Annotated in this window: 19 protein-coding genes; 10 read left to right on the top strand and 9 right to left on the bottom strand. The window is 69.3% G+C overall.

Features of this window, described 5'->3' with window-relative positions; genetic code table 11:
* The first annotated feature begins 29 nt into the window (after positions 1-29).
* Complete coding sequence (locus tag BHS09_RS30705) at positions 30-2,282, top strand: M48 family metallopeptidase (RefSeq protein WP_140799791.1); 2,253 nt, start codon at positions 30-32, stop codon at positions 2,280-2,282.
* Between the two features lie 436 nt (positions 2,283-2,718).
* Positions 2,719-3,057: a hypothetical protein gene (locus BHS09_RS30700; protein ID WP_140799790.1), complete on the top strand. Its 339-nt coding sequence runs from the start codon at positions 2,719-2,721 to the stop codon at positions 3,055-3,057.
* Position 3,058: 1 nt separating this feature from the next.
* Here BHS09_RS30700 and BHS09_RS30695 read toward each other — a convergent pair whose 3' ends face one another.
* Positions 3,059-3,412: a four-helix bundle copper-binding protein gene (locus BHS09_RS30695; RefSeq protein ID WP_225888113.1), complete on the bottom strand. Its 354-nt coding sequence runs from the start codon at positions 3,410-3,412 to the stop codon at positions 3,059-3,061.
* A 99-nt stretch (positions 3,413-3,511) separates the two neighbouring features.
* Here BHS09_RS30695 and BHS09_RS30690 point away from each other — a divergent pair, with 99 nt between their 5' ends.
* Positions 3,512-4,153 (top strand): O-methyltransferase, encoded by a 642-nt coding sequence (locus BHS09_RS30690; RefSeq protein ID WP_140799789.1) that lies wholly within the window; start codon positions 3,512-3,514, stop codon positions 4,151-4,153.
* 2 nt (positions 4,154-4,155) lie between these two features.
* On the opposite strand, the gene BHS09_RS30685 is transcribed toward BHS09_RS30690, so the two are convergent.
* The gene (locus BHS09_RS30685) at positions 4,156-6,888 is read right to left on the bottom strand and encodes a M1 family metallopeptidase (protein WP_237079916.1); all 2,733 of its coding nucleotides are present in this window, start codon (positions 6,886-6,888) and stop codon (positions 4,156-4,158) included.
* 87 nt (positions 6,889-6,975) lie between these two features.
* Complete coding sequence (locus tag BHS09_RS30680; RefSeq protein ID WP_140794967.1) at positions 6,976-8,145, bottom strand: ribonuclease D; 1,170 nt, start codon at positions 8,143-8,145, stop codon at positions 6,976-6,978.
* Positions 8,146-8,210: 65 nt separating this feature from the next.
* On the opposite strand from BHS09_RS30680, the gene ttcA reads away from it, so the two are divergent.
* The 4 genes from ttcA to BHS09_RS30660 all read left to right on the top strand — a co-directional run bounded on the left by ttcA (position 8,211) and on the right by BHS09_RS30660 (position 11,132).
* A complete protein-coding gene (gene ttcA / locus BHS09_RS30675) occupies positions 8,211-9,065 on the top strand; it encodes a tRNA 2-thiocytidine(32) synthetase TtcA (RefSeq protein WP_011555929.1) in 855 nt (284 codons plus the stop codon).
* On the top strand, positions 9,044-9,868 hold the full coding sequence (locus BHS09_RS30670) for a TerB family tellurite resistance protein (protein ID WP_140794966.1): 825 nt from the start codon (positions 9,044-9,046) through the stop codon (positions 9,866-9,868). Before ttcA ends, BHS09_RS30670 begins: the two co-directional genes overlap by 22 nt.
* A 12-nt stretch (positions 9,869-9,880) precedes the next feature.
* Positions 9,881-10,705, top strand: a complete 825-nt coding sequence (locus tag BHS09_RS30665; protein ID WP_140794965.1) for a phosphate/phosphite/phosphonate ABC transporter substrate-binding protein — start codon at positions 9,881-9,883, stop codon at positions 10,703-10,705.
* 64 nt (positions 10,706-10,769) lie between these two features.
* Entirely contained in the window at positions 10,770-11,132 is a 363-nt protein-coding gene (locus BHS09_RS30660) for a GFA family protein (RefSeq protein WP_174258939.1), read from the top strand.
* 8 nt (positions 11,133-11,140) lie between these two features.
* Here BHS09_RS30660 and BHS09_RS30655 read toward each other — a convergent pair whose 3' ends face one another.
* The 5 genes from BHS09_RS30655 to BHS09_RS30635 all read right to left on the bottom strand — a co-directional run bounded on the left by BHS09_RS30655 (position 11,141) and on the right by BHS09_RS30635 (position 18,898).
* Complete coding sequence (locus tag BHS09_RS30655) at positions 11,141-12,346, bottom strand: serine/threonine protein kinase (protein WP_140799787.1); 1,206 nt, start codon at positions 12,344-12,346, stop codon at positions 11,141-11,143.
* A gap of 80 nt (positions 12,347-12,426) precedes the next feature.
* The gene (locus BHS09_RS30650; RefSeq protein ID WP_140799786.1) at positions 12,427-15,423 is read right to left on the bottom strand and encodes a choice-of-anchor D domain-containing protein; all 2,997 of its coding nucleotides are present in this window, start codon (positions 15,421-15,423) and stop codon (positions 12,427-12,429) included.
* Positions 15,424-15,653: 230 nt separating this feature from the next.
* Positions 15,654-16,508, bottom strand: a complete 855-nt coding sequence (locus BHS09_RS30645; protein ID WP_140799785.1) for an alpha/beta hydrolase — start codon at positions 16,506-16,508, stop codon at positions 15,654-15,656.
* A 77-nt stretch (positions 16,509-16,585) separates the two neighbouring features.
* The gene (locus BHS09_RS30640) at positions 16,586-16,765 is read right to left on the bottom strand and encodes a hypothetical protein (protein ID WP_225888111.1); all 180 of its coding nucleotides are present in this window, start codon (positions 16,763-16,765) and stop codon (positions 16,586-16,588) included.
* Positions 16,766-16,978: 213 nt separating this feature from the next.
* On the bottom strand, positions 16,979-18,898 hold the full coding sequence (locus tag BHS09_RS30635; protein ID WP_140799784.1) for an AAA domain-containing protein: 1,920 nt from the start codon (positions 18,896-18,898) through the stop codon (positions 16,979-16,981).
* A 95-nt stretch (positions 18,899-18,993) separates the two neighbouring features.
* Here BHS09_RS30635 and BHS09_RS30630 point away from each other — a divergent pair, with 95 nt between their 5' ends.
* Positions 18,994-20,070 carry a DNA topoisomerase subunit B gene (locus BHS09_RS30630; RefSeq protein ID WP_140799783.1) on the top strand — a complete coding sequence of 359 codons (1,077 nt, stop codon included), beginning with the start codon at positions 18,994-18,996 and terminating at the stop codon, positions 20,068-20,070.
* A 79-nt stretch (positions 20,071-20,149) separates the two neighbouring features.
* Here the strand turns inward: BHS09_RS30630 and BHS09_RS30625 are convergent, their stop codons facing one another.
* Positions 20,150-22,456, bottom strand: a complete 2,307-nt coding sequence (locus BHS09_RS30625; protein WP_140794958.1) for a S8 family serine peptidase — start codon at positions 22,454-22,456, stop codon at positions 20,150-20,152.
* Between the two features lie 267 nt (positions 22,457-22,723).
* On the opposite strand from BHS09_RS30625, the gene BHS09_RS30620 reads away from it, so the two are divergent.
* The gene (locus tag BHS09_RS30620) at positions 22,724-23,194 is read left to right on the top strand and encodes an ATP-binding protein (protein WP_140799782.1); all 471 of its coding nucleotides are present in this window, start codon (positions 22,724-22,726) and stop codon (positions 23,192-23,194) included.
* Positions 23,184-23,951 (top strand): tRNA(His) guanylyltransferase Thg1 family protein, encoded by a 768-nt coding sequence (locus tag BHS09_RS30615; RefSeq protein ID WP_140794956.1) that lies wholly within the window; start codon positions 23,184-23,186, stop codon positions 23,949-23,951. Before BHS09_RS30620 ends, BHS09_RS30615 begins: the two co-directional genes overlap by 11 nt.
* Positions 23,952-23,953: the final 2 nt, after the last annotated feature.

Genomic DNA, 23,953 nt, shown 5'->3' with positions numbered 1-23,953 from the left:
CTAGAACGCGAAACATCATCGGGGGTTGCATGCACGCGCTCGTACTGGCCCTGTTCTTCGCCTTCCAGGCTCCCGGCACGGAGCAGAAGGCGCCCGAACTCTTCCCATTTAGTGAGGAACTCGAGACTGTCTATGACTCGGCGTTCGAGGTCGCGCAGAGCGCGTCTCCCGCCGATGCAGGGCCAGCCATCGAGCGGCTCCTGAAAGAGGCCGCAGACAATCCTCGCGTCTCCCGGCTCGCGGGAAAGTACTACTTCAACCTCGGGCAGCTCGACGATGCCGAGAGGTACTTGAAGCTCGCCCTGGAACAGGGAATCGACGGACCGCGCCGGGGAGATGTCCTGAGCGCCTTGGGGGCCATCAAGCTTCGGAAGGAACGGCCTGTCGAGGCGCAGGAACTCCTGAACGCCGCCCTCGAAATCTGGCCCGATGATGTCGTGGCGCACCACCAGTTGTGGCTGCTCTACATGAAGCGCCAGCAGGTTTTCGTCGCGCTGAGACACGCGCGACGGTTGGTGGAACTCGCGCCGGACGCGCCCATGTCGCACATGGCGCTGAGTGCGGCATTGGCGGAAACGGGAGCGCTGGAAGAGGCGCTGGAGGCGGTCGAGCGTGCGAAGGAGCTGGGAGCGGAGCCCAGCCCGTTCATGTCCGCCATCGAGGAAGAGGTGTCGCGGCAGCGCTGGATGCATCGCATCTGGCAGATCCCGTTGGGGATGGCGCTGTTCCTGGGGGGCGCACTGCTGTTCTCGTGGGGCGCGGGGCTCGCGCTCTCGAAGCTGCAATTGGGCCAGCTCCAGTCGGACAATCTCCACTTGCTGCGCGCGGAGCAGACGCACCAGGAGCGCCGGGTGGACCGGCTCTATGCCGCCGTCCTGTGGTTCGCTTCACTCCTGTTCTACGTGTCCGTGCCGATGATGCTGGTGCTGACGGTGGCCATCGCTGGCGGCGTGTTGCTGCTGGTGTTCATGATGCCCGTCGTCCCCGTGAAGCTGCTCGTCGTCATCGGGGTGATTGGCCTGGGCGGCTTGTTCGCCATCCTTCGCGGCGTGTTCACCAGCCCCGAGCAGGGCGAAGAGGGCCGTGAGCTCGCCGTCTCGGAGGCTCCCGCCTTGTTCAGGGCCCTGGAGGAGGTGGCGGACGTCGCGAAGTCTCGCAAGGTGGACCGCGTCCTGGTCGACGCGGGCACGGGGATTGGCGTGCGGGAGGCGGGCGGCCGGTTCCGTGTGCTGATGGGACGTGGCGAGCGCATCCTGCATCTGGGGCTTGGTGCGATGCGCGGCCTCACGGTGACGGAGCTGAAGTCCATTCTCGCGCACGAGTACGGGCACTTCTCGCACGGCGAGACGCGCCTGACGCCCATCATCTCGCGCATCCAGACGCAGGTCATCCAGGTCATCCAGAGCATCTTTTCCATGGGAGGAGGCAACCTCAATCCGGTGGGCTGGTTCCTGCGCGCCTACTTCTTTGTCTACCTGCGCATCACCGCCGGCCATGGGCGCCGCCGGGAGTTGCTCGCGGACCGTGTCTCCGCGCTCGCGTACGGCGGCGACGCCTTCGGCGCGGCGCTGTCGAAAGTGGTGGAGAACAGCGACGCCTATGACCGGGGCATCGTCGTCGCGCTCCGGCTTCGCGAGGCCGGCCGGCCCACGCGGGACCTGTTCCGCACCGTGGACTCGGTCGCGCTGAACACGCCCCCGGTGCTCCAGTCGCTCATCCGGGAGGAGCTGTTTTCCCGGCCCGTGGATGCCTATGACTCGCATCCACCTCCGACGGAGCGCGTCGCACGGGTCGCGGGCATTCCGGGGCAGCGTCCCGAGGAGCGCGAGCCGGCGCTGAGCCTGTTCGCGGACCCCGCGGCGCTCGCCGCCGAACTGGGAGGTAAGGTCCTGGAGGAGCTCGACAGCACACTCAAAGCGCGAGGGTACGAGGCGCCGACGCCCCTGGCCGCGACGGACGAGGAGCAGGACCGGCTCGCGAGCGCCATCGTCCTGCAGAGCTCCGCGTTCGATTTGAAGGAGCGCAACCACACGGATGCGTATTCACTGCTCCAGGAGTCCCTGGTGCGGTTGGAGCAGGCGGCGGGAGCGCAGGACCCATATCTGGTGCCGCAGCTCGTGGAGTTGGCCCGCCTCCACGTCCAACATGACGCTCCCGAAGCGGCGCGGCGCGTGCTCCAGCGCGCCATCGACATCGTCCAGGCTCAGCCGGGCCACGAGCAGCAACAGGTCGACGCGCTCAACGAGATGCTGTCTGAGATTCCCGTCCAGCGGGCGGCGTGAGCGCCCCGCGACTGCGCGCGGGCGACGGTATTGAGAAGTCGAGCAGCCAGAGGGCGGACGTCCATGGGGCTCCCTCACGAATGTTTGCCTATTGGCTGCGCCGGTCACTATACTCGCGACAGCACTCGGGTCGGCGCGTGCGCCCGTGAGGATGGTATTGATGTCTGCGCGCCTGATGATGTCTGTTCTGCTGTTCAGCCTGTTGCTGCCTGGCATTGCGAGGTCAGAGACACCGTCGTCGCCGAGGTGGGGCGTCTTGCTCTCCGGCGGCGGAGGACTCTTCGCAGGTAGAAACAGCGCCAATCGAGGCGGGCTCCTGAGCGCCCACCTGCTCCTGGTGACTCCCCTCGATTTGGAAGTCGGCCTCGCGTTGCAGTGGGGCCGGACCTTCAACACGTCCCCTGCCGCGGATCTGGACGCCAAGCCTCCTGGGAACATGGAAATCCGACAGCATCCTTGGGGCGCCTTCCGGGGCATTGCCGCGGAGGCGCGCTACCGCTTCCTGCGGGACCGGCGTGTGTCACCCTGGGTGGCGCTTCGCGTGGGGCGAAGCACCTCCACCAATATCGATACAGATGCCTTTGTTCCGCGCCTGTACACCGGTTCGCATCTCGCACTGGCCGCGGGGGCCGGCATGGACGTCCGCATCCATGGGCCGCTGGGCGTCACCCTGAGTGGCTACTATCAGCGCTGCGACATCAACAAGGAGCCTGCGGACAACATCTGTACAGGCGCGGGCCCCACGCTGGTGCTCAGTCCGCACCTGCGCTTCTGACTCAGGCGAACAGCAGGGGCCTGCACGCGCGGGCCAATTGCAGCGCGTCCCGCGCGAGCGTGTACGAATCGCGGTCCTCCGCGTCCAGCCACGCGGTCCGGGCAACCAGGTTGGCCAGGTCGAAGCACAGGCTCGCGGTGCGCCGGGCGAGCCGGCTCTCCTTCTGGAGCGCGCGTGCATTCAGTTCGCACAGTTCAGCACACTGTCGAAGCAGGCGTACCACTTCGCCGGACAGCGGCTCCCCTCGGGCGACCCGGCGGGCCATGCCCTCTTCGCAGGAAACCTGACACTGGAGGCTCGCGGCGATGCACCGGGACACATCCGCGTGCGCACCACCAATTCTGGCTGCCAGCATCGAGACCTCCTCCATCCAGAGCGACGACAAAGTTATGCACGAGGCGTCTGACGGCAACCTGAAGTGGGGGGCCCCGCGGTACGTGCTAATCGATGGGACATGCCCAAGCTCACCCTCGTTCCTCCCGAAATCGAGGCGTACGCGGACGCTCACACCACGGCACCCGCGCCCCTCTTCGATGAACTCCGTGATGTCACGTATGCGCGGATGTCCTCCCCCAACATGCAGGTCGGGTCCGTGGAAGGCACCTTCCTGCGCATGCTGGTCGCCCTGACGGGTGCGCGGCGGGTGTTGGAAATCGGGACCTTCACCGGCTACTCGGCCTTGATGATGGCGGAAGCGCTGCCGGATGACGGGTCGCTCATCACCTGCGACATCAACCCCGAGGCCACCGACGTGGCGCGCGCCTTCTTCCTGCGCAGTCCGCATGGGCGGAAAATCGACCTGCGCATGGGTCCGGCGCTGGACACCCTGAAGACGCTCCAGGGGCCATTCGACCTGGCGTTCATCGACGCGGACAAGCCGAGCTACGCCGCCTACTGGGACGCGGTGTTGCCGCTGCTGCGGCCGGGCGGGCTCATCATCGCGGACAACGTGCTGTGGTCGGGCCGGGTGCTCCAGCCGGAGGGCCCCAGTGACCATGCGATTGTCGACTTCAACGCGAAGGTGGCGGCGGACCCTCGCGTGGAGCACGTGCTGCTCACGGTGCGTGACGGGATGATGCTCGCGCGCAAACGCTGACGTCAGTAGCGGCGCAGGAAGCGTTCCAGGCCGGGGCGCAGGGCTTCGCGCTGGGCGATGCACAGGTCCACGCGCTCCAGCGCCTGCGCCAGGGCGCGCTCACCCCCTTCAAAGGTGGGCGCGTAGGACGCGAAGAAGGCCGCGAACCGCGCGCGGTGTTCGGCGTCGCAGAAGAATCCGCCGGTGCCCAGCAGCCAGGGCGCGATGTCGCGCGGCAACCGCTCCCGGAGCGTCTCGAAGTGCTCGCGCAGGAAGTCGAACGCACCCGCGCGGGTGGGCTGCTCCTCCAACTGCCGGAAGAGGATGGGCAGGGCCTCGCGCGTGTCCACGTCCGGCGCCAGCAGCAGGGCCCGGCTGGCGCTGGCGAGCGCGGCATCCTGGAAGCCTCCCAGGGCGGTGAAGAGCAGGTCGCGCTCGCGGCTCTCCGTGGTGGTGCGCAGGGCTTCGAGCATGCGCTGGTGGAGGACGGCATCCCCCGAGACCGCGGCGGCGCCCAGCACGCCCTGCGCCGCGTCCATGGACAGGGAGCGCCGGTCGTCCAGCCAGCGCAGCGCGAGCTTCCGGGCCTCCGTTCGCAGGAGGGCGTCCTCGCCGGACTGGGCCACCATCCACACCAGCCGGGGCCGCAGCATGCGCACGTCGTCGCTTTCGTCCGGGCGCGGCACGAAGCCCAACTGGCGAGCCTGACCGCCAAAGAGGCCACGGACGAAGCGCGCCCGGTTCGGCCACGCGGCTCGCGGGACGAAGTCATCCCGAACGCTGGCGACCAGGGCCGCCGCGCCCATGACGAGGTCCGGGTCGTCCGCACGCAGCAGACGCGTGGCCAGTGTGAGGGCCTGGGCCACGTCCAGGTCGCCGCTGGCCACCAGGGCCTCGGCGTCATCCAGCAGGACGCGGCGCTCGGCGATGCTGAGCCCCCGGCCTCCCTGCCGCGTCAGCCGCTCCAGCGCGTCACCGCGCAGCAGCGCGTGGTAGTAGCCGCGGCCTTCCGCGTTGGGGTGGACCCAGTCCGGGCAGGCCTTCGCGCCATCCAGGGACAGCGTGCCCTTGGACTCCGAGAGCACCGTGCAGGCGCGGCCCTCCGTGCCCCCGGCGGCGTAGCGCACGCACACCGGCACCTGCCACGCCTGTTCCTCGCCGCGTCCGCCCGGCGAGCCCAGAGGGAGATAGCGCCGCTGCTCCAGGGCCAGCCGGGGCGGTCCCTCCTTGGGGCACTCCAGCGTCATGGCGACGCGCGGCGCGCCCGGCTGGTCCAGGAAGGAGGAGAAGGCGGGCGCCACGTCCTTGCCGGTGGCTTGGGTGAGGGCTTCGAAGAAGTCCTCGGTGGTGGCGGTGCCCCTCGCGTGGGTGTCCAGGTAGTGCCGCACGCCTTGCTGGAAGGCGTTGGGGCCCACCCAGGACTCGAACATGGCCAGCACCGCGGCGCCCTTGTTGTAGGTGATGCCGTCGAAGGCGGAGTGGATGTCTCCCGGCGCTTGGATGGGCTGCCGGACACTGCGCGCGCTGACGAGCCGGTCCTCCACCAGGGCATCACCCCGCGCCTCCACGCGGCGCACGTCACCGCGCCATTCGGGCTTCCACTGCGTCACGACTTTGTAGGCGAGCCAGTCCGCGAAGGACTCGTTGAGCCAGAGGTCGTCCCACCACGCGGGCGTCACGAGGTTGCCGAACCACTGGTGGGCCAGCTCGTGTGCCTGCGTCAGCGCGAAGTAGCGCTGGCGCCACAGGGAGTCCCCCTCCACGGGGCCCAGCATGAGCGGGGCGCTGAAGGTGATGAGGCCCGGGTGCTCCATGGCGCCACCCTGCGTGCCGGGCAGGGCCAGCACGTCCAGCTTCGCGTAGGGGTAGGGCGTGCCGAACCAGGACTCCAACGCCTCCAGCAGCGGGGGCGTGGTCTGCGCGGCCCAGGCCGTCTCCGCGGCGCGGCCCTGCGGCACCAGCATCCGCACCGGCACGCGGTGTTGGCCCGCGACGCCCGCGTCCACGGCCTGGAAGGGGCCCACTGCGAAGGCGACCAGGTACGAGGGCAGCGGGGGCGTCGTCTGGAAGCGCACCGTCTTCCATCCATCCGGGCCGTGCGTCTCCGCCTCCACCGGTGAATTGGCGAAGGCGCCGTCCTCCTCACGTACGCGCAAGGTGAGCCGCCAGGGAATCTTGAAGGCGGGTTCGTCGAAGCAGGGGAAGGCGCGCCGCGCGGCCATCGGCTGGAACTGCGTCATCGTGTACCAGCGTCCCGCGTCCTGCTCGCGGTAGACGCCCGAGCTCTCCCGGGCACGTGCCCGGCCCGTGTACGCCACGCGCAGGATGACGGTGCCGGGGCCCACCGCCTCACGTGGGAGGAAGACGAGCGTGTCGCCCAGGGGCAGCGTGGATGTCTTCACCCGTGCGCCCGCCACGATGAAGGCCGCGTCCTTCACGGAGAGCTCCTCCCCGTGCAGCCACACCTCGTGCGTGGCCTGGGGCAGCTCGATTTCGATGTCCGTCGTCCCGCTGAACATCTCCCGCCGCGGGTCCAGCTCCAGCGTCACCGTCTGCCGCACGGGCCGCACGGCCGGAGACAGCCGCAGGCCCGGCGGGGTGAGGACGGGGGCCTCCTCCTCGGGCGTCACGGCATGCGTGACGGGGCGAGCGGAGGCGGACGGAGTGGGGGCGGGCTGGGGCCGCGAGCCCGCACAGGCGCCGAGGCAGAGGACGAGCAGCGGAAGGATGAAGTGTCGGCACCGCACCGGGAGCATCTCCATCCGCGGCGGGAAGGGGCGCGCGGGCGGACATTCTCCATGACTGGCGCCAGGGCCGCGAGCAGGTCGCGGCCCCCCTTCACTTCAGGCGTTGAGGACGGGGTAGGCGGCCAGCAGCTCAAGGAGCGCGGGGCCGTACAGCCGCACCCGCTTCTCGCCGAGGTACGGCACCTGCGCCAGCGCCTCCACGTCCTTCGGGGGCTGCGAGGCCAGCGCGTCCATCAACGGGTTGGTCAGCACCACGCTGGGCGTCACCTTGCGCTCGGTGGCCTTCTCCACGCGGAAGGCCTTGAGGGCCTCCTCGCGCTTGCGCTTGTTGGCGTCCTTGGGCCCCTTGGGCTCGCGCTCCGGCGCCAGTTCGCCCCGGCGCGACTTCTCCAGCAGTTCGCGCACCACGGCCAGGAGCTCCTCCCCGTGCGTGCGGATGAAGGAGCCCCGCACGCCGGCCATGCGCGCCAGCTCCTTGGGGTTGGTGGGCAGCTTCACCGCGATGTCACCCATCGCCATGTTGGAGAGCATCCGCCCCATGGGGACGTTGTCCTTCTCCGCCCACTCCAGCCGCTTGCGGTGCAGGGCGTGGGCAATGGCGTGGGCCAGCGTCATCTGCGTGGGATTCAGCCCGGCGCGGGGCAGCTTGGGCTTGAAGTCCGCGCCCACGTCGGGGCGCGCCGCGGCCTCGTCACACAGGCGGACGCAGTCCAGGAGGACCTCCTCCAGGATGTCGGCCTCGCGGCAGGCGTCGCGCACCTGGCGGCCCAGCTCGCACAGGTAGCGCACGTCATTGGCGATGTACTCCCTCATGCCCGGGGGCAGGGGGCGGATGGAGAAGTCCGACTGCTGGTGCTCCTTCGGCAGCTCCACGCCCAGCCGTTCCCGGGCGAGGTCGGCCAGGCCCACCTTGGGCCACCCCAGCAGGGTGGCCGCCCGGTGGGTGTCGAAGAGGCCCCGCACCCGGACGCCCACCTCGGCGAGGAACTGGAGGTCGCCCTGGGCGGCGTGGAAGAACTTGGTGCGCGCCGGGTCGGCCATCAGCGGGGCGAGCATGCCCGGCACCACGCCCGGCTGGAGCGTGTCCAACAGGAAGACCTGGTCGTCGGTGGCGAGCTGAAGGAAGCACAGCCGGGCGCGGAAGGCGTGCATCGAGTCCGCCTCCAGGTCCACGGCGATTTCGCGCGCGGCTTCCAGCGTGCGGGTCGCGCTCTCTTCACCTGAGGCATCTACTACGTCAACGGCACCTTGCGGGTAGGTCGGCATTGCGGGGGGCAGGCTAGCGGACCGGACCTTGGGATTGAGGTGTTTTTTCCCGGGCCGCCGCTAGGATGGCCGCGCCGATGAACGACGTCCAGCGCCTGGAAAAGAGTCTGCTTGGCCACATGGGCCGAGCCATCGCGGACCACCGCCTCATTGAGGACGGGGACCGCATCATGGTGGGCGTGTCCGGAGGCAAGGACTCCTACACGATGCTGCACCTCCTGCGGGAGCTCCAGCGTCGCGCTCCCGTGAAGTTCGAATTGCTGGCGGTGAACCTGGACCAGGGCCACCCCGGCTTCCCAGCGGACAAGCTTGAGGCGTACTTCCAGCGGGAGGGCTACCCGTACAAGCTGCTGAAGGAGGACACCTACAGCATCGTCCTGGAGAAGACGCCTCCGGGGAAGACGCAGTGCTCGGTGTGCTCGCGCATGCGGCGCGGCATCCTCTACACGGCGGCGGTGGAGCTGGGGTGCACCAAGATTGCCCTGGGCCACCACCGCGACGACCTCATCCATACGCTGCTGCTCAACCTCTTCTTCGCCGGCTCCATCAAGGCGATGCCGCCGCTCTTGCGCAGCGACGACGGGCGCAACGTGGTCATCCGCCCGCTGTGCTACGCGCCGGAGAAGGACATCGCGAAGTTCGCGGAGTTGATGGCCTTCCCCATCATCCCGTGCGACTTGTGTGGCACGCAGGAGAACCTCCAGCGCAAGCGGATGCAGCGGCTGATGGAGGAGCTGGGCAAGGAAATTCCCAACGTCCGCCAGAGCGTCCTCAACGCCATGGCGAACGTGCGGCCGAGTCACCTGCTGGACAAGACGCTCAACCCCGACCCGCTGCACGCCAGCGAGGAAGGGGCCACGACGACCGAACCGAAGGACACGCAAGGGAGCGCCAGCCCATGGCTCGAGAGCAGGCAGTGAAGGCGCGGAACGACCGCAACGGCGCACTGGTGGAGGCGATGCTGCTGGCCGCGATGGCCGACGGGCGCGTCTCGCAGCGGGAGATGCAGACGCTCCTCAGCCGCGTGCTGGAGCGCCCGGAGTTCGAGGGCACCCGCCCGGACGAGCTCAACGCCCTGGTGGAGACCAGCGCCGAGCGGCTGTCGGAGGCGAAGAATCTGGAGGACGTGCTCGCGTCGCTGCGGCGCCGGCTGCCGGACCACAAGAACCGGATGCTGGCCTTCGGGCTGGCGGCGGCGGTGGCCCTGGCGGACCAGCGCGCCACGCGGGACGAGCTGGGCCTGCTCAAGACGTTCCAGGCCGCGCTGGGCATCTCCGAGGACGAGGTGGCGCAAATCATCGACGTCATCGAGAACGGCGGCAGCCTGGCGGAGGCGCTGGGCGAGCCGCTGGAGCGCCTGTTCGCGGAGGTCATGGTGCTGGTGAGCGCCGCGGACGGGAAGCTCCAGGAGGCCGAGGCCCGGGCGCTGGTGGAGAGCTTCGCGGCCGACCCCCTCTTCGAGAACGTCAGCCCCGAGCGCGCGCAGAGCTTCGTCAGTGAGTCCGTGTCGGCCCTGGCCGCCGAGGGCCTGCCCCAGCGACTCCATGTGCTGGCCCACGGCCTGACGACGCACGCCCAGCGGGTGAAGGCCTTCCGGCTGGCCATCAAGATTGCCCACGCGGGGGGCGCCCCGAGCCATCCCGAGCAGCGAATCCTGGATATGCTCCAGGCCACGTTCGGCCTGGCCGACGATGAAGTGGCGCGCCTGGGCAGGGAGGGGTAGTTAGGGGGGCGTATGACCCTGCAAGCCCCCTCGACGCCCCGGCATTCCTTCCGGTTCGGCCTGCCCCCTTCGCTGGGCAGCGAAACGGCGCGAGAGCGCGCAGACCGACTTGCCTCGTTCCTCCAGCGCGCGCTGGGCAAGCTGGTGGAGGTGAGCGTCGCGTCCAGCTACGAGACGCTCGCCAAGGACTTGCTCTCTGGCCGCGCGGACGCGGCCTGGGCCCCGCCCTTCGTCTGCGCGCGCATGGAAGCCATGGGCGTGCGCGTGGTGGTGCGCGGCGTTCGCCGGGGCATGTCGTCCTACCGCTCCGCCCTGGTGTGCCGGGCGGGCGCGGGGCTGACGGTGGAGCGGCTGAAGGGCACCACCGCCGCGTGGGTGGACCGGGATTCGGTGGCGGGCTACCTGCTGCCCACCGCCTACCTCAAGACGCAGGGCCTGGAGCCGACGCGGGCCTTCTTCGCGCAGCACTTCGCGGGCTCGTACCAGGGCGCGCTGGAGGCGGTGCTGGACGGCAAGGCGGACGTCACCAGCGTCTTCTGTCCGCCTGCGTCCACGGGGCTGACGTTCGCCACCGGCGTGGAGGACGTGCTGGGCGCGGGCGCCGGCCGACGCTTCGAGCTGATTGCGTACACCGACGAGGCCCCCAACGACGGTGTCCCGGTGGCCATGGGGCTGCCGCCGCAGCTGGTGACCTCGCTGGAGTCCACGTTGCTGAGCCTCCAGTCGTCGCCGGATGGGCAGGCGCTGCTGAAGGACATCTTCAACGCGGAGCGCTTCGAATCCGCGCCGCGCATGGGCTACCGCGCGCTGTACCGCGTGGCGCTGGCCAGCCTGTAGCCGCACCGCCAGGCGTCATCGTTTCGTGCCGCTCTTTCCGTGCGCGTTGGGGCAGGATGCGCGCATGTCCGAATCCAAGCGCTACGAGGGTGGTTGCCACTGTGGTCTGGTCCGTTACGACGTGAGCCTGGACCTGAGCCAGCCGCTGGTGTCCTGCAACTGTTCCATCTGTCTCAAGACGGGCATGCTGCTGGGCTTCGCCCCCGCGGAGCAGTTCAACCTCCAGAAGGGGGCCGAGCACATCACCGACTACCAGTTCGGCAAGAAGAGCATCCACCACCTGTTCTGTGGCACGTGTGGGGTCCGCTCGTTCGGGAAGGGCACGATGCCGGATGGCAAGGAGATGCGCGCCATCAACGTCCGCTGCCTGGACGGCGTCGAGCTGGACGGCCTGCCGGTGATGAAGGTGGACGGAAAGAACTTCTAGTCCGCGGGCTACTTGCCGCCGTCGCCCTGTCCGCCGGGGCCCTTCGGTGGAGGCCGCTTCGCTGGGGCGGGTTTCGCACCCGGCGCGGCGGCCGGCGGACGGGCAGTGGCGGCGGGCCGCGCCTGTCCGGCGGGTACAGGCGCCGCCGCGGGGGAGGACCCACCGCTGGCGCGAGCAGGAGGCCGGGGGGACTGGGCCCTCGCCGCCTGACGCGGGTCGAAGTTGATGACGGTGGGCTCGGTGGCGAAGCGGTCCTCTTCCAGCTCCTCCGCGTACATGTCCCGCATGAAGGCCGCCAGGTGCGCCGTCGTCGCGTGCAGCTTCTGGGTGAGGAGGAACTCCTCCAACGCGAGCTGCAGCTCACCGGCCGTGGAGAAGCGCTCGTCCCGCTTGCGCGCCAGCGCCTTGAAGACGATGGCGTCCAGCGCCTTGGGAATCTCTGGCACCACCTCCGACGGAGGGACAATCTTCGTGCCCACCACCGCCTTGAGCGTGGCCAGCTCCGTCTCTCGCTTGAAGAGGCGCTGCTGAGTCAGCAGCTCGTAGAACACCGTCCCCAGGCCGAACACGTCCGAGCGCGAGTCCAGCGGCTCACCGCGGGCCTGCTCCGGGGACATGTACGCGTGCTTGCCCTTGATGGTGCCGACAATCGTCTGGGACAGCTTCCCGGACGCCTTGGCCACGCCGAAGTCGATGAGCTTCACGCCGCCGTTGAAGCCCACCAGCACGTTCTGTGGGGACACGTCGCGGTGGATCAACGCCAGCTTCCGGCCCGAAGGGCTGCGCGCGTTGTGGGCCGCGTCCAGGCCCGCGGCGGCGTCCGCGATGATGCGGCACTTGAGCCCCAGCGGGATGGTGATGCCGTGCTGCTGGGCCCGGGCGCCCAGGGGGCCCACGGCCTCGCCATGCACGTACTCCATGGCGATGAAGTACTGCCCGTCCACGTCTCCCAAGTCGTAGATCTGCGCGATGTTGGGGTGGTTGAGGTGCGCGGCGATGCGCCCCTCATCCAGGAACATGTCGATGAACTCGTCGTCCTCGGACAGGTGGGGCAGGAGCCGCTTCACCACCAGCAGCTTCTGGAACCCCACCGGCCCCTTCTGCCGGGCGAGGTAGACGGCGCCCATGCCGCCGATGGCGAGTTTCCGAAGCAGCTCGTAGCGGCCGAATGTTTCCACGACGTCCGCCACGATAGCCGCGCCGGGTGGGAACACGGAAGTCCACGGTGCATCATTTCCTGTAACACCGCGACTTCCCTGTCTTGGCCGGGGTGACCCGGACCTCCCTGCCGGGCCTACGGGACCGCGCAGAGGCTGCGGTAGCGGACCTCCACCGACTGGCCGGCCAGGGGGATGGCCCCCGGCTGGAAGACGATGGCGTTCTGCTCCGCGTCGTAGACCCACTGCGTCGCGGGCACCGGCTGGCCCTGGACGCGCACGCCCATCTCCCCCAGGCCCGTGGGCGCCGCGGTGAGCGGGAAGTCCGCCTGCGGCTCCCCGGCGCCCTGGATGACCTGCTCCAGCAGCCCGCCGTAGTTTTGTCCGCAGATGTTGGCCACCTGTCCCCCCGTGCCGTTGGCCACGGCGGTGAAGCGGGCCGAGCCACTGCCCGCGGTCGCGCAGCCGGCGTCGGTGGGCACCAGCCCGTAGAGCCGGCTGCGGTGGGACATGCCCGTCCCCTTCATCGTCTGGAGGAACTGGATGTAGCTCTCTGGACCGAAGCCGGAGTTGTCGTCCTCGTCGGCCAGGACCACCACCGCCATGCGGGCCGCCGCGCGGACGAAGCCGGAGTTGCCGTCATTGGGTTGCGGGGTGCGCGGGTCATCCATGTGCTCGGACAGGGGCGCGGAGAGTGCCTGGCGCATCGTCTCCAGGCCCTGCACCAGGTTGTGGCACATGCCCACGCCCAGGTTGGCCTGGATGGCCGCGGCCGCGGTGGCGCTGGAGCCGGAGACCACGCGAGGCCGGCTGCCATCCACCGGGAAGAGGCGCCCGGCCTCGCCGCCGTTGGCGCCGCCGCCGCACTGCGGACCCCGGGCCACCAGGCCCGTGCTGGTGACGCCCACGCGCACGTCCACGCCGTTCGTCTGGGCCGCCTGCAGCCACTGAGGAATCGCCGCCTTCAGCCGGTCCTGGTACTGCTGCATGGTGGTGGTGTTGGACACCACGAAGAGGACGTCCAGTTGGCTGTCGGCGCCCTGCGTGAAGCGGTCCACCTGGATGCCCTCGTGGTTCGTCTCCGCCAGCAGCGGCACGAGCAAGGGTGAAGGCTCATTGGGCGTGCGCAGGTACAGCGGGCTGAAGTGCTGGCCGTGCACGTTGCGCGCGTAGCCGACCTCCAACTCGAAGCCCGCGCCCGGCGCCAGCGTGACGGGCGCCGTCATGGGCATCACCAGCGAGAACTGGTGGCTGGTGCCGTTGCCGATGTCCGCGCCCGTCACAGTGACGGGGCTGCCGCACCGGTTGGCCACGTACGTCTTCCGGGGCGCCGCGGCGCAGTCGTAGCGGATGGGGCCGAAGTCCACGAAGGACGGCGTCGCCACCAGGCAGCTCTGCCGGGACACGCCCTTGAGGGGCAGGCGCACCATGGGCGCGGCCGGGTTGCTCACCGTCAACTGCAGCTCGCCGGTGAAGTCACCCTCCGCCTGCGGCCGGAAGGCCACCATGGCGCTGAAGCCCGAGTCGTACGGCACCACGCCACCCGTGAGCCGGCCGCCCGGCATGAAGAAGACGCCGCCGCCATCGTTGCTGATGTGGATGTTCTTCACGGCGCACTCGGCGCTGCCCGGGTTGCGGAAGTGGAAGCCCTGCACCGCGCCCCGGCCCGGCGTCACGTTGCCGAAGTCCATCACCGGCTGCGGCGTCAACTCGTACACGCACGGCGCGGTGGGGCGCGAGCGGCCGGTGAGGATGATTTCGCGCTCCGGGTTGAACAGGTCATCCGAGCGCACGCGCAGCGCGGCCGTCCACGTGCCCGCCGCGGTGGGCTCGAAGTAGACCTTCAGCTCCAGCGCGTCGGTGCCGGGGGCAATGGGCAGCCCGGGCGTCGCCTCCAGCACGGGCCAGACGCCGCCGCTCCACGGATAGGCCTCGGTGCCGCGCGTGGGCACGTCCACGCTGAACTGCGGACTGTCGCCGCCCGCCGCCACGCCGATGAACTGGAGGGGGCCGTTGGTGCCCGCGTTGGAGATGCGGATGACGCGCTCCACCTTGCCGCCCACCGGCACCTCGCCGAAGTCCAGCGACACCGGCGTCACCGCCAGCGTGGGCCGGCCGCCGCGCGCGTCCAGAATCACTTGCGAATTGCGCGCCTTGTCGGACGTGTAGTGCACCGTGAGGTCGCCCACGTTGGGACCGGAGAAGCGCGCCGCGAACTCCATCTGCATCTCGACGACTTCGCCCGGGCCGACGAGGGAACCCTCCGGCCGGGAAATCGGCACGAAGGCATGGTCGCTGGTCACCAGCCGCTCGATGGTGACGGGGCGCCAGGTGATGTTGCGCGCGCGTGTGTACGACTGCGTGCGCTCATGCACCGGAATCAAATCGAAGGGGACGGGCGCCGGGTCGAACACGAAGGCGGAGGCCACCGAGTTGCCCTTCAGCTCCACGGTGGACGGTGTGCAGCCCTCACAGGAGAGAATCTCCATGCGCGCGCCCATGTTCCCCAGCGCGCGGGGCAGGTACCTGGTGCTCACCTTGCGCGACGACAGTGGGGGGATGGTGAGGGTGTCCGCGGAGAAAGGGTCCGGGTGCGTGCCCACCACCGTCAGCGTCAGCGGCAGGTCCACGGGATTCGTCACCGTGACCTCCAGCGTGCGCTCGCTGTCCACCTCGAGCGTCTCGTAGTCCAGGAAGGACGGCTCCACGCCGATTGGGGTGGGCGTGCCCATGCCCATCACCTGCACCTGGGCTTCCGCGCCCTGGTTGGCGTCCGTCTTGACGTGCACCGTCTCCGTCGCCAGGCCTTCGGTGAGCGGGTGGAAGCGGACGTGCACCACGTGGGACTCGCCCGGCAGCACCCGCTCGGCGCCTTCGCCCAGCTCCACTTGGTAGGAGGGGTTGTTGGCCAGACCCAGCGCGTCCAGGGCGGAGAAGGGCACGTACCCGACGTTGCGGATGCGGACCTTCCGCTCCCGCCACTCGCCCACGGGCACATCGCCAAAGTCGAGGAGGTCCGTGTCCACCACCGCGGTGGCCTGCACCGCGCGGGTCTCCATCCCCTCGTGGCACGCCGTCCCGACGGTTACGAGCAACGCCAGTGTGAGTCCACGCCCTGTCAGCCCCATCCTCATTGCCCGCTCCCCACCCTTCTCCCCACACCCACCGGCCCGTGCCCGGTGAGTGATCCGCCCCCTGCACCTCCATCAATTTGCGTACCAACCCAGGGAGCGAGGGGGAGTCTCCCTGATTTCAGGAAGTTGGCGTGATGTGGGTGTCATCAGGTTGGCAAAGAGGAAGGGCGATACTCTGGAGGGTGAAAGACTTTCCCGTCCTTCTGTCGGTGAGGAAGTGTAGGTGAGTATCAGGAGGCGAGGCGAATGAGCGCCTCCGCGACCATTTCGGGCTGCTCCATGTGGACGTGGTGCCCGCCGGGGAGGTGCAGCGGTGGATGGGCGAGGGTTTGGAGCGCCTGCGTACGGTTGCGCATGAGGGCTTCATCGTGGCGCAGCCCGCCGGTGGCGAGGATGAGCTGCAGCGGGCAGGTGACGCCGGCCTGGAGCGCCATCCACTGGGCCTCGTCATAACCCATGCCGAAGCGGCGGCGGTGGCGCGGGTCGAAGGTGAAGGCGAAGCCGCCCTCGTAGGGCTCCGTCCCGTGCCGGGCGAGGTACAGCGCCGCGTCCTGCGTCAGCGTGGGGCTGTTCTCCAGCAGCCGCGCCGCGGCGGTCTCCACGGTGGGGTAGCGCTTGCGGTTGGGCGGGCGGCGCGCGTCATCCAGGGCGCTGCGCAGCCGGCCCAGGGCGCCTTCCGCGGGCCCGCCAGCGGGGCCCAGGCTTTCGATGAGCGTCACGCTCTTCACGCGCCCCGGGCGGGCGGCGGCGTAGGCCTGTGAGACGATGCCGCCCAGCGAGTGCCCCACCAGGTGCACCGCGTCCAGGCCCAGCCCGTCCAACGTGGCCTCCACGTCGAGCGCGTAGTCGCTGAACTGGTAGGTGGCGCCGGGGCCCACGTGGGCGCTGCGGCCCATGCCCCGGAAGTCGAGCAGCACCAGCCGCCATGTCTGGGGCAGGTGCGGGATGAGGGCATCGAAGCTGTGGGAATGGTCCAGCCATCCGTGCAGGAACAGCACGGCGGGCGCGTTGGGCGCGGGGCGCTGCCGGACATGCAGCGCCAGGCCTTCGGCATCAACAGTGAGGGATTCGAGCGCGTCGGACACGGGAGCCTCCTGCCCCGTGCCTTACCCGGTTCACGCGCCCGGGAGAACCGTCATCCACGCCCGGGCGCGGCGCGCGTTCAGCGGGGCCCGGCGGGTTGCCGCGGCGGCCCACCCGTGTCGGGCCGGGAGAGAATCATCGCGAGCTGGCGCGCCTGATTCTCGGTGGCGCAGCGGTACTCCTGCTGCTTGCCGTTGTCCTTCTCGATACGGAGAACCCAGACATCGTTTTCCTTCGTAACATTCGCCTGCTGGGACATGTGGCGGTTCCTCCCCGCCGCGGGGAAGAGCATGTTTCATGCCGCACAGGAGAGAGGCCTCAAAGGCCCGAATTTCCGGCACTGCACCGCCTCGCCTGTCGAGCTGGGTGACAAAAATTGTGCACAGTTGCGACAATTTTGGCCGGAAAGCCTCGCATAGATTGCGTAGTGCCCCAGGGCGGGTCTGCCTTTACCCTGTTACAACCCGAGGTGTCAGGTGTCCTGGGCGTCGGGCCATTCCCAGGCGGAGCGGTAGCCGCCGCTGGCCTGGGTGCCCTCGACGAAGCGCGCGTAGAAGGGGTGCCCGCTGAGGGTGGCGGAGTCGCCCACGACGAAGAGGTGGCGGCGGGCGCGGGTGAGGGCCACGTTCATGCGGCGCAGGTCCGTGAGGAAGCCGAGCTGCCCCTCGCTGTTGGAGCGGGTGAGGGAGACGATGATGGCGTCCTTCTCCCGGCCCTGGAACGCGTCGACGGTGTCGACCTCCACCTCCGGGCTGAGCGCCTCGATGCGCTCGCGGAGCTGATGGGCCTGGGCGCTGTAGGGGGTAATCACCGCCAGCTCTCGGGGCGCCAGTCCGGCGGCGAGCAGGGCGCGCACGCGGGCCTCCACCAGTCCAGCCTCGCCGGGGTTGAAGAGGCTTCGCGTGGTGGGCTCGACTTCTTCGTCGAAGCCCTTGCCCGCGGTGTCCAGGTAGAGCACGGGGGGCGCATCCACGTCCGCGCCGGGCGTGAGGACGGCGTCCATCGTGCGGTCCGCGATGGAGGGGTGGGCGCGAAGCTCGCCGCCGTACATCTCCCGCGAGGGGAAATCCATGATGCGCGCGTTCATCCGGTACTGCTCGCGCAGCATGCGTTTGACGCCCTCGCCGTGGTCCTTGAGCAATCGCTCGAAGAGGCTCACGCCCAGGCCGGCCTTCGCGGCCTCCTGGGAGAGGACGGTGGGCGGTAGCTGCTGCGGGTCGCCAGCGAGGATGACGCGGGGCGCGCGCAGGAAGCCCAGCAGCGCCAGGGGCTCGGTGGCCTGGGTGGCTTCATCGAGCAGCGCCAGGTCGAACTGCTGTCCAGAGAGCACGCCGGAGTCGAGGCTGGAGAGCGTCACGCAGATGACGTCCGCGTTGGCGAGCACGGACTTCACGGCCTTGCGCTCCAGGGCGCGGGCCTCGTCGAGCATGCCCTTGGCTTCCGAGGTGGACGCGCGGGCGTTGGCGAAGCGCTCGCGGCTGCGACCCTGGTTGCGCTGGCGGCGCGCGTAGCCCAGCAGGGAGAAGGCCTCGTCGAAGAGGTCGCGGGAGACGGCGCGGTCCGGGTGGGACTCCACGACGATGTCCAGGGTGTGCTCCTGGAGCCGCGCGGCCACGCGGGCGGGGTGACCCACGCGGATGGCGCGCAGGCCCTTGTCCAGGCACAAGTCCAACAGGTGGTCCACGGCGGCGTTGCTGGCGGCGGTGCACAACAGGCGCTTGCCGTCCGCCACGGCCTGGGCGGCGACCTCGGCCAGCACGGTGGACTTGCCGGTGCCCGGGGGGCCGTGGACCAGGAAGAAGTCCTCGGCGGCGAGCGCGCGGGCGGTGGCGTCCTGTTGTTCGGGGTTGAGGGGGCGGGTGGGCTCGAACTCGCGGGGCTTGTCGAAGCGGGGCGGCTCGTTGCCCAGGACGACCTCGCGCTTGTGCCGCTCGGCGCCCTTGTCCAGGGCCTTGATGCGCTGGAGCCCGGCGCGCAGCCGGTCATAGGTGACGTCGTTGGGGACGACGTCCAGGCGCAGGAGGCCCTCGTGGACGTAGGGCGGCGGGGAGCGGTCGAAGGCGAGCTGGATGCGCGTGGCGGTGGCACGGGAGATGAGGGCGCGGGCGGGCTCCTTCACCTCCGCGCGGCGGGGCAGCACGGCCACCAGGTCACCGTTGTGCAGCCGGGTGGGCAGAGGGCGGCGGTCCGCGCGGCCCAGGGTGACGAGGAAGCGGCCTCCCAGGCCGACCTCTTCCTCGATGGACTCCAGGTCCAGGACGGACAGGCCGTGCTCCTCGCGCTCATGCAGCGTGAGGCTCTGGGCGAGCGCGGCCAGGCGGGCTTTCTCGGCCTCGCGTTCCTGGGCGAGGAGCGAGCCGAGCTGGTCGAAGAAGGAGACGTCACGGGCCATGGGCCTGTCATGCCATTGGGGCGGGGCCGGAGCCAGTGGGACGAGGACTCTCGTGTCCACGGGATGGGCAATCGAGGCCAGAGTAGAGTGTCGGGATGGTGCCACCCACCGACATCCTCGATGCGATGCGCAAGCGTCCTGGCATGTACTGTGGCGACACGGGCGAACTCGGGCTGCATCACCTCGTCTATTTCCTCCTGGAGTCGGTTCTCGAAGAGGCGATCCTTGGGCAGTGCGGAGACGTGGTGTTGGAGCTGGGCGGGGACAACTCCATTGCCCTCTTCTCTACCAGCCGTACGGTACCTATCGGTGATGTGGTCCCCGTGGTGGAAGGGAAGCGATTCTTGGGGCAGCCACTGGAAGTGGGGCTGTTCTGGGACAGCATGCTCGTCGTATCTCTCGCCCTGTCGTCACGCTACCAGGTGGACATCTGGGCGGAGGGGCGTCAGTGGCGCTTGATGGGCGAGCATGGCCGTCCTCAGGGAGACGTGTCTGAGGTGACGCCGATGGCGCCGATGCCCGTCTCCGCGGAAAGAGGAATACGTCTCCACTTCGTTCCAGACGCCACCATCTTCGAGGTGCTCGCCTTCGACCGGGAGCGCCTTTCCCGGCGCTGTAGCGAGCTGGCGGCGCTCGCTCCCGGGCTGCGCGTTGCTTTCGTGGACCTCCAGCGGGAGGAGCGCACGCTGTGGCACTTGCCTGGCGGTGTGGCGCAGTGGGCTCACGTCCTCACGGAGGCGAGGACGCGTCTCCACCCCGAGCCGATCGCCTTCGATTTCACGTGGGACGGACTGCGTGTCCAGTGTGCATTGCAGTGGTGCGAAGACGAGGGCAGCACGTTGCTGTCATTTGCCAACGCCGTGCGGACCGTGCGGCATGGCGCACACGTGAAGGGCGTCACTCAGGCGCTCCGGGGTGCACTGGCGAAGCTCTCAGGTGAGACGCGGGGGGCATTCCCCTGGGATCGGGTGGCGCAGGGACTGACGGCTATCGTCGCCGTGAGTGGACCCCGGAGGCAGATGGCGTTCGCGGGCCCCACCAAGGAGTTGCTGGCCATCCCAGGACTGGAAGAGGCCATCCGCAAGCAGCTCCAGCCCCTGCTCATCGAACTCCTCCGCGAGCACCCTGTGACGCCGAAACTTCTGGCACGGCGTACGAGCGGCTCGCGGTAGCCCTCCAGAAACAGTCCGGGCCGGCACTCCCACGAAGGGAACACCGGCCCGGCGCCTGCGTCAGCTCAACCCTGGCCTACTAAATCTTGCCGCCGCTCACGACCAGCGCGTAGGTCGCGTCCAGCACGCGAGTCGCCAGATTCGTGTCCTCGATGATTTCGTCACCAATCACCTCCACGGTCCACGTGCCGGCGGCGGGGGTGGCGAGGAACACGTTCTCCACCGTATCCACCGTGTTCGACACACCGCCCGGCGTGGAGACGTTGCTCGCCGTCAGGCCGTTGTTGCCCCAGTAGACGACGCCGGTGGGGGACGTCACGCGCAGCGACAGGTCGTTGATTCGGGCGTGCGCCGCGCCCACCGTGCCGGCGGGGTCGGTGTAGACCATGGTGACGTTGAGCTCCGTCTCCCCGGGAGCCACGGTGACGTTGTACGTGTTCGTGCCGAGCGGGAGCAGGGTGTCCGTCTCGTTGATGATGCTCGTCACGGCGGCGCGGTCATACAGGCGCCTCACGTCCGCGGTGCCCCAGCCCTGCCGCGCGCGCGTCAGGTCGCCGTTGGAGCCACCCGCGAGCCAGTTGTAGCGATGCGCCATGTTGATCATCAGCGCCTTCGCCGTGGCCATCTTCGGACGGCTGGCGAAGACATCCGCGCCACCACCGAAGCCCGCCCAGACGCCCTCGTGCCACATCTGGAACAGCAGGCCGAAGTGCCCCGACGTCTGCGGCGTGGCCGCGCTGGTACCACCGAAGTTGGTGTAGGACGTGTTGCTGGTGTTCGACGCGGAGCGGATGAGGTCGTAGTAGTACGACAGGTCCGGCTTGAGGCGGCCGTCCGCCGCCGGGCCCACGCTGGCGCCGCCGTTCCACCGGTCATTCCCGCGGCTGGCGTCGTCGTAGTGGTACATGCCACCCACGGACACGATGTTCTTCGCCCACGCCTGTGGCCGCGAGTTCTGGTTGCCGGTGTTGCTCTGCGACTGCGTGCTGAGGATGGGGTACTGGAACAGGTAGTCATCCACCTCCGCGGAGATGGTCGTGTAGCCCGTCACCTGCGCACTGCCCACGCTGGATGTCTGGAACACGGCGCGGTACGGCCCGGCTGGGTCGATGAGCTCCCGGTTGATGTCGTAGCGGGACTTGGGGCCGCCGAACTGGGAGGACTCGTTGTAGCGGTAGAAGATGCCCTGTCCGGACGGAATCAGGCCGCGTGCGTTCGCGTCCACGCCTCGGGCGAAGTTGATGCTGTAGCAGGCGGTGCCGTGGAAGCTGCCCGTGGTGGACGTGCTGTGGATGAGCGGCGGGGTTGCCCACTCCTGGTGCGTGGTGCGTAGCTCGGTGTCGAAGATTTCGCCGCGGACGCCCTGACCCGTGAAGCCCTCCACGCCTTCAAGGTAGGTCGCGCCGCCCACGTCGCGGACGTTGTTGTTGTCGAGCTCACCCGGACCGCCCCAGCGGTCGACGTACTGCACGGCATTGGAGCGCACCAGCCGCTCCAGCTGGGACTGGGTGAGGGTGGCCTCCACGCGCAGGCCGCCCGCCTCGATGAGCTCCACCGTGCCGCCCAGCGTGCGGACCAGCGAGGCGACCTCGCCCTGCCGCGCCGCGCCGCGCTCGCCCACCATGATGGAGTAGCGCTGCGGCTCCAGCTTCAACGCGCGGCCCTGGAGGGACTCGCGCAGCACGCCTTCCACCCGGTACTCCGGATGGTACGCGCCCACCCAGCGGACGTAGGGCAGCCCGGCGACGCGCTTGTGCGTGCTGGCGTTCATCTCCACGAGGAAGGTGTGGTCCGTGAGGAAGCGCAGCACCTTGCCCCCCGCGGCCTTGATGGCGTCGCGGTACTCCGGCAGGGGCGTGGCTTGGAACTGCACCAGGTGCAGCGTGTTGCTTGCGTCCGCGGTGAGCAGGCCGGCGACCAGGGGCTGTGCGCCCTTCAGCGGGTCGAAGCGCGCGTGCTCCAGCCGCACCAGGTACTCGGTCGGCTGCACGCGGCCCAGCAACGCCACGCCGCCCTGACTGTAGGCGAAGAAGTCCTGGCGCCTGCCGTCCGCCGTCTCTTCCTGCCAGGTGTGGAGCTGGACCGACGCACGCGGCACGTCGAGCGTCTTCAACGCATGGATGGGCTGGGCCGTCCGGTGGAAGACATGCCCGGCGCCCGTGGCAAGGGCATACGTGCCGCTCGCCGCACGGTCGATGCCCGTGACGAGGCGAGCCTTCTCCGCCTCGGCACCGGTGAGGACCCGGGCGGGGCCCAGCGCCGCGGTGCTCCGGATGACGCCGGGGCGCAGGTCCGGCGTGTTCGCGGCGAGCGCCGTGACTGGCGCGGACAAGCCCCAACCGAGGGCCAGGAGGGACAGCGGGGACAACGAGGACGGCATACGCATGGCGGTGTCTCCTTGAGAGGGACTTCCGTGCTGCACGACGCTTGAATCCTCGAAAAACGAGACGTGCTTGTTAGTCTGCTTAAGCGGAATGTGTCAATGCATGCCCAAGTCTGGGAATTCATTGGAATGACAGGCATTCGTGACGTTGGGATGACACTGCGGACGCGACAGATTCGTCGGGTTGACTGTCTTTTTCGCGTGGCAGCGTTATGGCTGGGGCCATCGCTGTCAGCCCCTCTCAATCGGAGGCGTCCGGAGCCGCACGTCATGGACCTGGTTCTCTTCGTTGGCTTGCAGGGCTCGGGCAAGAGCAGCCTCTACCGGCAGCGTTTCGCGGCCACGCACGTGCACGTCAGCAAGGACTTGTGGCCTCACGCCGTTCGCAAGGAGGCCCGCCAGCGCCGCTACATCGCGGAGGCGCTGGCGGCGGGCCGGCCGGTGGTGGTGGACAACACCAATCCCTCCGCGGACGTGCGCGCGCCCCTCATCGCCCTGGGGCGCGAGTACCAGGCCCGAATCATTGGCTACTACTTCGCGTCGAAGCTGGAGGACTGCCTGGCGCGCAATGCCTTGCGTGAAGGGCGTGCCCGGGTGCCGGAGGTGGCGTTGCGCGCCACCGTGAAGCAACTCGAGCGGCCCCGGCTCGAGGAGGGCTTCGACGCACTGTTCTACGTGACGCTGGCCGCCGACGGTGGCATTCGCGTCCAACCCTGGATGGAGGAACCCGATGGACCCTGAGGAACTGGCGGCGCGAGCAAGGCAGGGCGAGGTGTTCCACGGCCAGCGCATGCTGCCGGGCGCCTGGGTGGTGCTGCGCGTGGATGGGCGGGGCTTCTCGCGCTTCACCGAGGCCCGCTACGAGAAGCCCTTCGACCCGGTGTTCCACCAGTTCATGGTGCGCACCGCCAGCGTGATGCTGGAGGAACTCCAAGGCGTCTACGCCTACACGCAGAGCGACGAAATCTCCGTGCTCTTCCGGCCGGACTGGGCGCTCTTCGACCGCTCCGTCGAGAAGGTCGTGTCCCTGGCGGCGGGCCTGGCCAGCGCAACCTTCACGCATGCGGCGGGTGTCCCGGCGGTGTTCGACGGCCGGGCATGGCTGGGCGCCTCGGAGCGCGCGGTGCTGGACTACTTCCTCTGGCGACAGGCGGACGGCAGCCGGTGTTCGCTGCATGGCTGGTGCTACTGGACGCTGCGCAAGGAGGGCCGGAGCGCGGCGCAGGCCACCCGTGAGCTGGACGGCAAGCCCGTGAGCTACAAGAACGAGCTGCTCTTCCAGCGAGGCATCAACTTCAACGACGTGCCCCTGTGGCAACGGCGTGGAAGCGGGGTGTGGTGGGAGGCGTACCAGAAGGAGGGCGTGGACCCACGGGATGGCCGGCGGACCCAGACACTCCGGCGGCGGCTCAAGGTCGACTCCGAGCTGCCGATGAAGGAGGCCTACGAGCACCTGGTGCAGGGCCTGCTCGCGGCGCCAGGCGCCGAGGCGGACTGAGG

This window comes from Myxococcus xanthus (assembly GCF_006402735.1).
GTDB lineage: Bacteria > Myxococcota > Myxococcia > Myxococcales > Myxococcaceae > Myxococcus > Myxococcus xanthus_A.
Note: the sequence above shows the minus strand (reverse complement) of the source record. Positions and strands in the feature narration are given on the sequence as shown.